This window comes from Caulobacter sp. AVps16 (assembly GCF_058681455.1).
This window is the reverse complement of sequence record NZ_CM178739.1, coordinates 2756484-2769268: the sequence shown is the minus strand read 5'-3', so window position 1 is coordinate 2769268 and position 12785 is coordinate 2756484. Positions and strand designations below refer to the sequence as shown.

Annotated in this window: 11 protein-coding genes; 4 read left to right on the top strand and 7 right to left on the bottom strand. The window is 66.1% G+C overall.

Annotated elements, in window-relative coordinates; all coding sequences use genetic code 11:
- Positions 1 to 255 precede the first annotated feature (255 nt).
- On the top strand, positions 256 to 2451 hold the full coding sequence (locus tag ACW17U_RS13275) for a TonB-dependent receptor domain-containing protein (RefSeq protein ID WP_492053024.1): 2196 nt from the start codon (positions 256 to 258) through the stop codon (positions 2449 to 2451).
- Positions 2452 to 2543: 92 nt separating this feature from the next.
- Positions 2544 to 3512: a magnesium/cobalt transporter CorA gene (gene corA / locus ACW17U_RS13270; RefSeq protein ID WP_492053022.1), complete on the top strand. Its 969-nt coding sequence runs from the start codon at positions 2544 to 2546 to the stop codon at positions 3510 to 3512.
- 22 nt (positions 3513 to 3534) lie between these two features.
- Here the strand turns inward: corA and yghU are convergent, their stop codons facing one another.
- Positions 3535 to 4410 carry a glutathione-dependent disulfide-bond oxidoreductase gene (gene yghU, locus ACW17U_RS13265; RefSeq protein ID WP_062144394.1) on the bottom strand — a complete coding sequence of 292 codons (876 nt, stop codon included), beginning with the start codon at positions 4408 to 4410 and terminating at the stop codon, positions 3535 to 3537.
- Positions 4411 to 4524: 114 nt separating this feature from the next.
- The gene (locus ACW17U_RS13260) at positions 4525 to 5097 is read right to left on the bottom strand and encodes a hypothetical protein (protein WP_492053020.1); all 573 of its coding nucleotides are present in this window, start codon (positions 5095 to 5097) and stop codon (positions 4525 to 4527) included.
- 184 nt (positions 5098 to 5281) lie between these two features.
- Here ACW17U_RS13260 and ACW17U_RS13255 point away from each other — a divergent pair, with 184 nt between their 5' ends.
- Both ACW17U_RS13255 and ACW17U_RS13250 read left to right on the top strand, forming a co-directional pair.
- Positions 5282 to 5689 carry a DUF1330 domain-containing protein gene (locus ACW17U_RS13255; protein ID WP_492053018.1) on the top strand — a complete coding sequence of 136 codons (408 nt, stop codon included), beginning with the start codon at positions 5282 to 5284 and terminating at the stop codon, positions 5687 to 5689.
- A 31-nt stretch (positions 5690 to 5720) separates the two neighbouring features.
- Positions 5721 to 6365: a hypothetical protein gene (locus ACW17U_RS13250; RefSeq protein WP_492053016.1), complete on the top strand. Its 645-nt coding sequence runs from the start codon at positions 5721 to 5723 to the stop codon at positions 6363 to 6365.
- Positions 6366 to 6410: 45 nt separating this feature from the next.
- Here ACW17U_RS13250 and xylD read toward each other — a convergent pair whose 3' ends face one another.
- The 5 genes from xylD to ACW17U_RS13225 all read right to left on the bottom strand — a co-directional run bounded on the left by xylD (position 6411) and on the right by ACW17U_RS13225 (position 12659).
- Positions 6411 to 8225: a xylonate dehydratase XylD gene (gene xylD, locus ACW17U_RS13245; protein ID WP_492055734.1), complete on the bottom strand. Its 1815-nt coding sequence runs from the start codon at positions 8223 to 8225 to the stop codon at positions 6411 to 6413.
- Positions 8179 to 9063, bottom strand: a complete 885-nt coding sequence (locus tag ACW17U_RS13240; protein WP_492053014.1) for an SMP-30/gluconolactonase/LRE family protein — start codon at positions 9061 to 9063, stop codon at positions 8179 to 8181. Before ACW17U_RS13240 ends, xylD begins: the two co-directional genes overlap by 47 nt.
- Before the next feature lie 223 nt (positions 9064 to 9286).
- On the bottom strand, positions 9287 to 10036 hold the full coding sequence (gene xylB, locus ACW17U_RS13235; protein WP_492053013.1) for a D-xylose 1-dehydrogenase: 750 nt from the start codon (positions 10034 to 10036) through the stop codon (positions 9287 to 9289).
- 5 nt (positions 10037 to 10041) lie between these two features.
- Positions 10042 to 11478, bottom strand: a complete 1437-nt coding sequence (locus tag ACW17U_RS13230) for an aldehyde dehydrogenase family protein (protein WP_492053011.1) — start codon at positions 11476 to 11478, stop codon at positions 10042 to 10044.
- Between the two features lie 26 nt (positions 11479 to 11504).
- Entirely contained in the window at positions 11505 to 12659 is a 1155-nt protein-coding gene (locus tag ACW17U_RS13225; protein WP_492053010.1) for a fumarylacetoacetate hydrolase family protein, read from the bottom strand.
- Positions 12660 to 12785: the final 126 nt, after the last annotated feature.

The window sequence follows — 12785 nt, the reverse complement described above, 5'->3', positions numbered from 1 at the left end:
TACCGGTATCAGCACGCAAGCGGCGGCATGGGATCACACCGACCGCGACTCGCGCTGACGAAGGGTCAGCCTAGTGCGTTTGTCCGGCGTACCGAAGGCGCGGGTCTTGGCGTGGGCGGTTGTGTCCAGGGCGCCGCATAAACCCGCAGAAACGAAACATTGCCGAAAAGACATTTGCTACCATTTGAAGCTCAGGCTTTAGCCGGGCGTCCTGCACCGGCGCGTCCGCGACGGCGGGCCAAATGGGATTTTGCCTTGCGCTTGAACACTAAGCTCCTCGCCGCCGCCGCTGCGCTCGTCCTGCCTGGTACGGCCCTGGCCCAGGCCCCCGCCAGCCCGGGGGCCCGTCCACCCGCCAAGCCTGAAGCCGCCACCGCCGTCGAGGGCGTGACCGTGACCAGCGATGCCACGGCCATGCGCACCTCGATCGACCGCCGCAGCTACAGCGTCGCCAATGACCTGTCGGCCCGCACCGGATCCATCGCCGATGCCCTGCGCAACATCCCCTCGGTCGAGGTCGATGTTCAGGGCAATATCAGCCTGCGCGGCGATGCCAATGTCACCATCCTGATCGACGGCAAGCCGTCGGGCATGTTCAGCGGCGACGGCAAGGCCGATGCCCTGCAGCAACTGCCCGCCGACCAGATCGACCGGGTCGAGGTGATGACCAATCCCTCGGCCGCCTTCCGTCCGGATGGCACGGCCGGGATCATCAACCTGGTGACCAAGAAGACGCGCAAGGCCGGCGGCAATGGCTCGGTGCGCCTCAATGCCAGCAGCGACGGTCGCTACAACGGCGGGGTCAGCGGGTCCTTCAACCAGGACAAGCTGAGCCTGTCGGGCGATGTCGGCTATCGGCATGACGCGCAGAAGTTCCGCTCCAGCAGCGAGCGTGCGACCCGCGCCCTCGCCACGGCCCCCTGGCTGGAAAGCATTCAGAAGAGCCTGGCGGAAGGGGACGGCGACTCGCTGAACCTGCGCGGGAATCTTGACTACGACCTCGACGCCAAGACCCGGGTCAGTGGCGAGCTCCGCTACCGCGGCATGGCCATGGACATGGACAGCACCGAGACCTTCCAGGGCAAGTCCGCTGCGGGGATCGTCAACCGCAGCTACCAGCGTGCGTCGAACTTCAAGATGGATCGGGACAATGCCGAGGCCAAGGCTACCTGGCGCCGCCAGTTCAAGGGCTCGGAGCATGAACTGGTCGCCTCGGTCGGATATGAGGTCACCAACAGCGGGCGTGACCTGCGTGCCTTTACCGACAACAGCTTCACGGCCGACGAGTACGAAACCTCGTCCTTCTCCATCGATCAGTCCCAGACCAATGTCGCTCTGGACTATTCCCGCCCTCTGGGCGGCAACGCCAAGCTGAAGACCGGGTTCGACCTCGATCTTGGCCAAAGCAACGACTATGACAATCGCGGTGCGCGGGGCCCCACCCCCGGTGGGCTGACGGTGGATCCCAGCCGCACCAACCGCTTCGTCTATGATCAGAGCGTCTATGCGGGCTATGTCACGCTCGAGCGGCCGTTCGGCGACGTGACGGTGCAGGGCGGTCTGCGGGTCGAGCAGGTGCAGATCGACACCGACCAGATCACCAGCCGGCTGAAGAACAGCAATGACTATCTGCGCGCCTATCCGTCGCTGTTCGTCAGCTACTCGCTCAGCGATGACCAGCAGCTGAGAGCCAATTTCAGCCGCCGCGTTCAGCGCCCCCAGGCCCAGGACCTCAATCCCTACCGGGTCTATCAGGACCCGTTCAACTTCCGGGCGGGCAATCCCGACCTCAAGCCCCAGGTCACCGACTCCTATGAACTGGGCTGGCAGTACCGCAAGGGTCAGGCCTACTACCTGGCGACGGCCTATTACCGGCAGAGCACCAAGGGTGTCACCGATGTGGTGCGCGACCTGGGCGGCGGCGTGTTGCTGACCACCAAGGAAAACCTCGGCGAAAGCCGCAATGGCGGCCTGGAGCTCGTGGCCAATGGTCGCCTGACCTCCACGCTCACCTACAGCCTCAGCGGCAACCTGTTCTGGAACGAGATCGACGCGGCCAATCTCGGCTTTGCCAAGACGCGCTCGGGAACGGCGCTCTCGGGCCGCGGCAGTCTGAACTGGCAGGTCACACCGGCGGACTTCGTCCAGATCAGTGGCTTCACCTCGGGCAAGCGCCTGACGCCCCAGGGCCATCGCGAACCCGTGCAGATGCTGAACCTGGGCTACCGCCGCAAGGTCAGCGACAAGCTGTCGTTCGTGGTGACCGCCCAGGACGCCCTGGATACCTTCCGCGACGCGGTGATCACGGACACGCCTACCCTGCGTGACCGCACCGAACGCTTGCCGCGTATCCGGGCGCTGTTCTTTGGCCTGACCTACAATTTCGGCGGCGGCAGGCCGCGGCCGCAGGGCTTCGACTTTGATACCGGAGCAACGCCGGTCGGCGGGTAGGGACCTGTCGGTCAGGAACCGGGGCGGCGCGACTGTGACGCCGCCCGGTTCCATGCCATAGGGCGACCCTCAAGACAGGTGCGGGAGCGTGCATGAGCGTCGTTGCGGCCATCGCCTATGTGGACGGACTCAGGTCGCGCGAACTTGGCCTCGACACCCCGCAGGATCTCGTCCCGCGCGACGGCGAGTTCGTCTGGATCGGTCTGGTCGAGCCGGAAGCGGCCGAACTCGTGACCTTGCAGAAGGTGTTTGGCCTCCATCCTCTGGCGGTCGAGGACGCCCTTCACGCCCGTCAGATGCCCAAGGTGAATCTCTATGGCGACGAGCTGTTCGTCGTCGCCAAGACCGCCCAGCTGGTCGAGGGCCGTATCGAGTACGGCGAGACCGACATCTTCGTAGGCCCCAATCACCTGATCACCGTGCGGCACGGCTCGGCCCGGGCCCATACCGAGCTGCGCCAGCATCTGGAGGCGACGCCCCGGCTGCTGGCCCATGGCGGTGACTATGTCCTGCATGCCGTGCTCGACTTCATCGTCGACGGCTATCTGCCGATCGTCGATGCGATCGACGACGAGATGGCCGAGATGGAACGGCGGGCCTTGGACGCCTTCCTCAGCCGCAATGAGGTGGCCCGGATCTTCACCCTGCGGCGCGAACTCATGCGGTTCCGCAAGCTGCTCGGCCCCATGGAACAGGTGGCCAGCGAGCTGGAGAACCACGAGATGCCGTGCATCGATGCCGAGGTGAAACCCTATTTCCGCGACGTGCGCGACCACATCGCCCGGGTCGCTTCCTTGGTTGAAGGCCTGCGCGATGTGCTGACTTCGGTGTTCGAGGTCAGCTCTCTGCTGGAGCAGCAGCGCCAGGGCGTGATCACCCGCCAGCTGGCGGCCTGGGCCGCCATGCTGGCTGTCCCGACCGCCATTGCCGGCATCTATGGCATGAACTTCGAGCACATGCCCGAGCTGAGCTGGACCTACGGCTATCCCCTCGCGCTCGGCGTGATCGTCGGGGTCTGCCTGCTGCTCTACTGGCGCTTCAAGCGCGCCAGGTGGCTTTGACAAGCAGGCCTGTACCCCGGGATCAGGTCGCCGGATTGAGCTTGTCGGCCGTCCGCAGCTCGAAGTCGCTGGCGTCATGGCGTTCCGGCAGTTGGCTGGAGGGCTCACCAAAGACGCGATTGACCATCCGGCCGCGCTTGACGGCCGGGCGTTCGGCCAGCAGGTCGGCCCAGCGCTGAACGTGCTTGTAGTCCTGCACAGACAGGAACTCGCCGGCCTCATACAGCACGCCCTTGGCCATGCCGCCGTACCAGGGCCAGATGGCCATGTCGGCGATGGTATAGTCCTCGCCGGCCACATAGGTCGTCTCGGCCAGCCGGCGGTCCAGAACGTCCATCTGGCGTTTGACCTCCATGGCATAACGGTCGATGGCATATTCGATCTTCACCGGGGCATAAGCATAGAAGTGGCCAAAGCCGCCGCCCAGGAAGGGCGCGCTGCCCATCTGCCAGAACAGCCACGACAGGCACTCGGCCCGCGCCGCCGGCTCGGTCGGCAGGAAGGCCCCGAACTTTTCCGCTAGGTGCATCAGGATGGCCCCGGACTCGAAGATCCGGATCGGGGTCTCGCCGCTATGGTCGACCAGGGCCGGGATCTTGGAATTGGGATTGGCGTCGACAAAGCCGCTGCCGAACTGGTCGCCCGCGCCGATGTTAATCAGCCAGGCATCATACTCGGCGCCAGCATGGCCCAGGGCCAGCAGTTCCTCGAGCATGATCGTCACCTTGACGCCATTGGGCGTGCCCAGGGAGTAGAGCTGCAGGGGATGCTTGCCGATCTGCAGGGGCTTGTCCTGGGTCGGGCCGGCGATCGGGCGATTGATCGCGGCGAAGCGACCGCCATTTTCCTTGTTCCAGGTCCAGACCTTGGGCGGCACATAGGCGGGGGTGTCGGACATGGGGGCTCCTGAGGGCGATCCCGCGCTGGCGCGATACGGGCTAGGGTTCAATGTGGCGGCTTGCGGCGTTCTGCGCCAGAGGGGGTTGCAATTTGATCGCGAGGCGGCGCGGCCTCATTGCATGATCGACCCACCGTTCAGAACCAGCCAGGCGATCAGCAGGGTCGGGACGATGACCCGGTGCAGGATCATGCGCTGCACGGCAATGAGCAGGACCAGGGGGACGCAGTAGATCGGCAGTTCCCAGCCCCATTCGAAGAACCATGCGACTATGCGCTCGGCGCTGCCCAGCCGGTTGAGGATGGCGGCCGCCGCAAAGGCGAGGATCATGCCGATCAGGGCGCTCCAGACATAGCGGTTCGAGGATCGGTAGTGTTCCATCATGTCCAGGTCGAGGGCTTCACCCTCGTCCGGCAGGACGGCCTTGGCCGCCAGGAACATGCAGATCAGCTGGATCAGGATCAGCAGGAATTGCCACAGCGGCGTATTGGTCCAGTCGGTGTACCAGGCAATCCACCAACTCCGGACGATCACCACAAAGACCAGACTGGCGGCCGCCATGGGAAGCCAGTCCCAGCGCGTGCGGCCAAAGCGCCGCAACAGGGCGTGAACGCTGACGACCATGTCGCTGATCGCCAGGCCGGTAATGATGGCCAGAAGGCCCAGAAAGTATTCCTTGATCTCCACAGGCCATCCCCCGCCGCCTCTTGAAGCCAGTCGCAGCATGATTCCGGCCACCCCGGGAACCCGCTCGTAATGGGCAGGGCGGGCGGTCAGGTTTCGGGGGTGACAGGGCCTGCAAACAAATGGCATGCTCATTGCCATATTATCCGCCCGGAACGGTTCGGGCGGTGGATCCCGGAGCTTTCCGATGCAGGTCACCAATGCCCACGGCCCGACTTCGGCCCAGCAGCTCGCCGCGTTTCAGCGGGACGACGGCCAGCCGATCTACATGCTCAACCTGCTGAAATTCCGCGACCGCGCCGTCTATCCCGACGGGCGCGAGACCACGCTGACCGGCGCTCAGGCCTACGCCCTCTATGGTCGGGCCGTCAGCAAGATGATTGCCGAGGCCGGCGGCAAGCTGGTGTTCAGCGCCCAGGTGCGCGGCCTGCTGATCGGCGAGGTCGAGGGGCCGTGGGATTCGGTGGCGGTGATGATGTACCCGTCCTTCAAGGCCATGGCCGAGATCCTCAGTTCGCCGGGCTATGCCGAGATCCACGTCCATCGTGACGCCGGCCTTGAAGGTCAGGTGCTGATCGAAACCGTGATGGGCTGAAGCCCGCAGGGCTTTCGGGAGGGTCTGCAAGATGTCGAGTTTCTGGGTCTGGGGCGTCGCCCTCGCTCTCTATGCCGTGTTCCTGGCCTGGTATGTGAACTGGCGCGGGCCGCTGTCCACCGCCGAGGTCGCCCACCTGATCGGCCGGATGAAGGCCGCGGGCATCGGCCACGGCGGGCCGGACGAACTGCTGACCCTGGAGCGCTTTCTGGCCGAGGACGACGGGCGCGAGTTCTTCATGCTCAACGTCATCCGCATGGCCGACGGGCCGGTGGCTGATCCGGCGACCGGCGCGCTGAAGCCCGCTCGGGAGGTGATGGAAGGCTATACCCGAATGTTCCTGCCGGCCCTGTTCCGGCGCGGCGGCCATCCGGCCCTGGCCGCGCGCAAGGTCGGGGGACTGGTCGATACCTGGGGGATCGAGAACTGCCCCAAATGGTCGATGATGGGCTATGTCCGCTATCGCAGCCGGCGGGACCTGGCCCAGCTGGTCTGCGATCCACGCTTTGGCGGGGCCCACGCCTTCAAACACGCGGCCATGCCCCAGACCTTCAACTTCCCGACGCGGCCAATGATCATGACCCTGGCAGGCCCCCGGCTGTGGGTCGGCCTGGTCCTGGCCCTGCTTGCGGCCCTGGCCCAGGTGGGGCTGCTGCTGTCGGCTTTGGCGGGCTGAGCCTCCGCTCGACCGAGCTGTTGCCCGGTCGAGCGGAGACGGAGGTCAGTGGTTGTGCCGGGGCAACTTCGCCGCCAGGTCCTGGTACTTGACCGCAAATTCCAGCACCCCGCCGGTCTCCAGCTGGCCGGTATGGGCCCGGTAGATCTCCTGCCAGGGGGTCATGGTCTCGGGGACGGCCGGGATCCCTTCCTTGCGGCGCTCGGCGATCGTCGCCTCATCCACCAGGGCGTCGCAGCGGCCGGTATTGAGGTCGATGCGGATGGTGTCGCCGGTGCGCAGCCATGACAGCCCGCCACCGATGGCGCTTTCGGGCGAGGCATTGAGGATCGAGGGACTGTCGGCGGTGCCCGACTGGCGGCCGTCGCCGAGGGTGGGCAGGCTCATGATCCCCTTCTTCAGCAGGTGATCCGGTGGCTGCATATTGACCACCTCGGCCGAGCCGGGCCAGCCGATCGGACCCGCGCCCCGGATCACCAGGATGCAGTGCTCGTCGATGTTCAGGGCCGGGTCATTGATGCGGGCGTGATAGTCGCCGGAGCCGTCGAACACGATGGCCCGGGCCTCGAAGATGTCTTCCTTGCCCGGATCGCTCAGATAGCGGGCCCGGAAGTCGGCCCCGATGACGCTGGACTTCATGATCGCGAAGTCGAACAGGTTGCCCTTCAGCACCAGGAAGCCGGCCTTCTCGGCCAGGGGCTCGGCATAGGGGAAGATCACCTCACGGTCCCGGGTTTCGCGACCCTCGAGGTTCTCGGCCATGGTCTTGCCGGTGACGGTCAGGACGTCGCCGTGCAGGCGGCTGTTCTGCAGCAGCTCCCACAGCACGGCCGGCGCGCCGCCGGCCCGGTGGAAGCGCTCGCCCAGATACTTGCCGGCCGGCTGCATGTTGACGATCAGCGGGATGTCATAGGCCTTGCGCCAGTCGTCGGCGGTGATCTCCAGACCGGCATGACGCGCCATGGCGGCGATGTGCGGCTGGGCATTGGTCGAGCCACCGGCCGCCGCCACCAGGGCAATGGCGTTCTCGAAGGCCTTCCGGGTCAGGATGTCCTTGGGCTTGATGTCCTCATAGGCCAGGTCGACGATCCTCTGGCCGGTGCGATAGGCCATCTGGCCACGCTCGCGATAGGGGGCCGGAATGGCCGCGCAGCCGGTCAGGGACAGCCCCAGCGCCTCGGCCACGGCGTTCATGGTCGAGGCCGTGCCCATGGTGTTGCAGTGACCGGCCGAGGGGGCGCTGTCGGCGGCGCGCTGGATGAACTCGTCCTCATTGATCTCGCCGGCCGCCAGCTTGCGACGCGAGCGCCAGATCACCGTGCCCGAACCGACCAGCTCGCCGTCATGCCAGCCATCCAGCATCGGTCCGCCCGACAGTACGATGGCCGGGATATTGACCGTGGTGGCGGCCATGATGCCGGCCGGGGTGGTCTTGTCGCAGCCGGTGGTCAGGACCACCGCGTCGATCGGATAGCCATGCAGGGTCTCGACGAGGCCGAGATAGGACAGGTTCCGATCCAGGGCCGCCGTCGGGCGCCGGCAGTTCTCGAAGATCGGATGGACGGGGAACTCCATCGGAATGCCCCCGGCGTCCCGGATGCCGTCCCGGACGCGGCTGACCAGGTCCAGGTGGATGCGGTTGCACGGCGAGATGTCGCTGCCGGTCTGGGCGATGCCGATGATCGGCTTGCCGCTGCGCAGTTCCTCGGGCGTGATCCCGTAGTTCATGAACCGCTCCAGATAGAGGGCGGTCATGTCGATATGGTCGGGATTATCGAACCAGTCGCGCGAACGGAACCGGCGGGGCTGACGGTCAGGGGAGGTCAAGGCGCACCTCGTACTGGGGCTGGCCGGCGACATCGACATCGACGGCGAACAGGCCGCCGGCCTCGGGCCAGGCGGCGAGGGTCTCGTCGCTCAGACCCTTGCGGGCGGTGGTGAAATAGAGGGTCTTCAGATTGGGGCCGCCGAAGCACGGCTTGGTCACATTGGGGACGGGCAGGGGGATCTTGTCGACGATCTGGCCCTCGGGCGAGATGCGCAGGACCCCATAGCCGCCCCACAGGGCTGTCCACAGATAGCCCTCGCTGTCGACCACCGAACCGTCGGGCCAGGCGTTCTCGATCTCGACCCGGGCGAAGACCCGCTTGTTAGAGGTCGAGCCGTCTTCGGCCACGTCAAAGGCCCAGATGGTCTTTTCCAGGGTGTCGGTGTGATAGAGCGTCCGGCCGTCGGGGCTGAGCGCCGGTCCGTTGGTGATGCATATGCCGTCGTCGATCCTGACTTGCGCGCCACCTGCATCCATGCGGTAGAGCGCGCCAGAGGGGGCTTCTTCTTCGTCATGCATGGTGCCGAACCAGAGGCGGCCTTGGGCATCTACGGTAGAATCATTTGGCCGGTTGTTCAGTTCCGGCGCTTCGATGTGACTGAAATCGTTGTAAAAAGTGAAGGTGCCGCTCACCGGATCAAAGTGATGCCAGCCGCTTTTCAACCCGGCCAGGAATCCTAGGCCATCATCGGCGGGGGCGATGAAGGTCACCTGGTCGGGGGCCTCGAAGCTTTGGGTCGCGCCCGTGACGGGGTCGAAGCGATGGACACGGTGGCCCTTGATGTCGACGAACCACAGGGCGTCGCCGTGCCAGATCGGGCCTTCACCGAGGGTGGCCTTCAGGTCCCAGACGCAGGTGGGGGTCGGCATACGCATAATCTCCTTAGCCCTCCCCATTGATGGGCAGGGTGATCGCAGTCAGCAAAAGCGGGTGTCATCCCGGACAAGCGAAGCGCAGATCCGGGACCGCCGGAAGCTCTGAGTTCACGCGTCGGTCCCGGATCTTCGCGCTGCGCGCTTGTCCGGGATGACAACCGTCTTTGCCCATGTGCGATAGCGCTCTCCCCTTTCAGGGAAAAGGGAGCAATCCCGGCTACCGCCAGCCGGCGTCGATCCAGTATTCGTGACCCGTGCACAGGGCCGCGTCGTCCGAGGCCAGGAACAGCACGAGTGAGGCGATGTGGTCGGGGACCAGGCGGCCCTTCAGGCACTGGGCCCTGACGATCTCGGCCTCGCCCTCGGGCGTGTACCATTTCTCCTGGCGCTTGGTCTTGACGTTGCCGGGCACCGCGCAGGTGACGCGGATATCGTCGGGGCCCAGCTCGCGGGCCAGGGCCCGGGTCATGCCCTCGATCCCGGCCTTGGCGGTTTCGTAGAGCACGAGATCTTCCAGGCCCAGGTGCCAGCTGATCGAGCCGAAATTGATAATCGCTCCGCCGCCGCGCCGGGCCATGCCGGGGGCGACCGCCTGGGCCGCGAACAGCATGTGGCGCAGGTTCACGCCGATGCGGTTGTCCCAGTAGGCGGGGGTGATGTCGGCCAGCTTGTGGCGGTCGTCATTGCCGGCATTGTTGACCAGCACATCGACGTCGCCGATCTGCGCCAGGGTAGCCTTGAGGGCCTCAAGGTCCATCAGGTCGCAGTGCCGGTAGACCGGAACAATGGCGGCGTTCGGCGTCAGTTGCTCGACCAGGGCCTTGGAATCCTCATCGACGATGTCGAGAAAGATCACTTCCGCGCCCTGGCGGACGAAGCCGGCGGTCAGGCCCGCCCCGATGCCGCTGCCGCCACCGGTGATGACGACCCGTTTGCCCTTCAGGCTGGGATAGATGGCTGAGGACATGCGGCTTACGACCACGAATACGAGGTTTTGGTCTGGGTGAAGAACTCGACCGCCGCGAAGCCCTGTTCGCGGGCTCCGTAGCTGGAGCTCTTCGAGCCGCCGAAGGGCACGTGATAGTCGACGCCGGCTGTGGCCAGATTGACCATGGTCATGCCGGCCTTGGCATGGCGCTGGAAGTGGCGGGCATATTTCAGCGAGCTGGTGGCGATCCCCGCCGACAGGCCGAACTCGACGCCATTGGCGACCTCCAGGGCTTCCTCATAGTCCTTGACCCGGATGGTCGAGGCGACGGGGCCGAAGACCTCCTCGTTATTGATCCGCATGTTGCGGTCGGTGTCGGCGATCAGGGTCGGCTGGACGTACCAGCCGGGATTGTCGCGCTTCAGACGCAGACCACCGGTGACGATCCGGCCGCCTTCGCCGGAGGCTATGTCGATATAGCGGTAGCTGGTCTCCATCTGGTCTTCGGAGACGGCCGGGCCGATCTGGGTGTTGGGGTCGAGCGCGTCGCCCACCCGCAGGGCGGCGACCTTCTCGGCCAGAAGGGCCACGAAGCGGTCATGGATGCCGTCGGTGACGATCAGGCGCGAGCTGGCGGTGCAGCGCTGGCCGGTGGCGAAGAACGAGCCGTCCAGGGCGATGGCGACGGCGCGTTCCAGGTCAGCGTCGTCCAGCACGATCAGCGGGTTCTTGCCGCCCATTTCCAGCTGAACGCGGGCCTGGCGGGCCACGGCGGCCGCCGCGACCTGGGCCCCCACGCCCTGTGAGCCGGTGAACGACACGCCGTCGACGTCCTTGTGCTTGACCAGGGCATCGCCCATCGCACCGCGGCCAAACAGCATGTTGAACACCCCGGCCGGAGCCCCGCATTCAGCCATGATGTCGGCCAGGACCGAGGCGGTGGCCGGGGTCGGGCCGGCGGGCTTGATCACCACGGTGTTGCCGAAGGCGAGGGCGGGAGCCGCCTTCCAGGCCGGGATGGCGATCGGGAAGTTCCAGGGCGTGACGAGGCCGAAGACGCCGACAGCCTGACGATAGGTCTGGATCTCGACACCGGGACGGGTGCTTTCCAGGTTCTGGCCGTGGCGGCGAAGGGCCTCGCCGGCGAAATACTTGAAGATGCGGCCGGCGCGGACGGTCTCGCCGATGCCCTCGGCCAGGGTCTTGCCCTCTTCGCGGGCCAGCAGGCGGCCGATGTCCGCGCTGCGGGCGATGATGGTGCTACCCACCTTGTCCAGCAGGTCCGAGCGGACCTCCGGCGAGCTTTCCGACCAGGCCGGGAAGGCCTTTTTGGCGGCCTCGACGGCGGCGTCGACTTCAGCGGAACCGCCGTTCGGGACCATGGCGACCACGTCGCTGGTGTTCGACGGGTTCAGGCTTTCGGTCGGGGCGTCGGAGGCGACGCGTTCGCCGCCGATATAGTGGCGCAGGGTGTCGGTCATGGGACGATGTCCTCGAAAAACAAGAGTTAGAGCAGGCCTCGGCCGGCCAGATTGCGGATCAGGGCGCTGATCCCGAACGTCCAGGGTCGGGCCTGGTCGCAGGTGGTCACCTCATTTTCGAGCACGCCGAGCTTGGGCGTGGACACCCGCACGCGATCGCCGACCTTGTGGGTGAAGCCCTGGCCGGGGGTGTCGCGGTCCTGGATCGGGGCGAACATGGTCCCCAGGAACAGGGCAAAGCCGTCGGGATACTGGTGCTGCCTGCTGAACGCCTGGCCGGCGATAACGGCCGGATCGCGGCTGATCAGGCCCATATTGGAGTGTCCGTTCAGGACGAAATTGTCGCGCCCGGTGATCTGCAGCTCGACCTCGGCCGAGCGCACGTCGTCCAGGCTGAAGCCGTCGTCGAACAGGCGGAAGAACGGGCCGATGGCGCAGCTGGCATTGTTGTCCTTGGCCTTGCTGAGCAGCAGGGCGCTGCGGCCCTCGAAGTCGCGCAGATTGACGTCATTGCCCAGGGCCGCTCCGCGGATCTGGCCTGAGCCGTCGCACAGCAGCACGACCTCCGGCTCGGGGTTGTTCCAGTGGCTGTCGGATCGCACGCCGACCTGGTCGCCCCAGCCCATCGACGACAGGGTGGGGCCCTTGGTGAAGATCTCGGCGTCGGGACCGATGGCCACTTCCAGATACTGCGACCACAGGCCGTCCTGGATCAGGGTCTGCTTGAGGCGCGCGGCACCCTCCGAGCCCGGATCGACGCTGCGCAGATCGCCGCCCATGCTGTCGGACAACTGCTCGCGGATTTTCAGGGCGGCTGCTGCGTCGCCGCGGGCGCGCTCCTCGATCACCCGCTCCAGGGTCGAGACGGCAAAGGTGACGCCGGCGGCCTTGAGGCAGTGCAGGTCGACGGGAGCCAGCAGCTTGGCGGCGGCTTCGCCGTTGGGGTCCTCCCAGACCGGGCGCAGGTCGAGGGCCTCCAGCGGCCCCCGGTCTTCGCCACGGGGAATCGCCGTGCCGGGCCCAAAGGCGTTCATCAGGTCGGAGACCGTCGGGGCGATCTTCGACACGTCCTCAACCCGACCGCCGCGCACCAGCACAGGAGTCGGACCGTCGCCGAAGTCGATGCGGCCCAGCAAGGTCGCGTCCTGCCAGTCTTCTGGAAGGCTCTGAGTCAGGCCCACGGCGTCGTCTCCCCGTTCGAGCGTCTGGGCCTCACCAAACCCTGGGGGCTGCGCTCGTTGTTACCCGAACACTTGTTAGCGCTAACATATGGCGACATGCAACCGCATATGACCCTCTCCCCCAGG

Excerpts from the sequence above, each read along its gene's own strand:
- xylD (WP_492055734.1), bottom strand. The coding sequence starts at position 8,225 with ATGTCGCCGGCCAGCCCCAGTACGAGGTGCGCCTTGACCTCCCCTGAC.
- yghU (WP_062144394.1), bottom strand. The coding sequence starts at position 4,410 with ATGTCCGACACCCCCGCCTATGTGCCGCCCAAGGTCTGGACCTGGAAC.
- corA (WP_492053022.1), top strand. The coding sequence starts at position 2,544 with ATGAGCGTCGTTGCGGCCATCGCCTATGTGGACGGACTCAGGTCGCGC.
- xylB (WP_492053013.1), bottom strand. The coding sequence starts at position 10,036 with ATGTCCTCAGCCATCTATCCCAGCCTGAAGGGCAAACGGGTCGTCATC.
- ACW17U_RS13255 (WP_492053018.1), top strand. The coding sequence starts at position 5,282 with ATGCAGGTCACCAATGCCCACGGCCCGACTTCGGCCCAGCAGCTCGCC.
- ACW17U_RS13230 (WP_492053011.1), bottom strand. The coding sequence starts at position 11,478 with ATGACCGACACCCTGCGCCACTATATCGGCGGCGAACGCGTCGCCTCC.
- ACW17U_RS13240 (WP_492053014.1), bottom strand. The coding sequence starts at position 9,063 with ATGCCGACCCCCACCTGCGTCTGGGACCTGAAGGCCACCCTCGGTGAA.
- ACW17U_RS13250 (WP_492053016.1), top strand. The coding sequence starts at position 5,721 with ATGTCGAGTTTCTGGGTCTGGGGCGTCGCCCTCGCTCTCTATGCCGTG.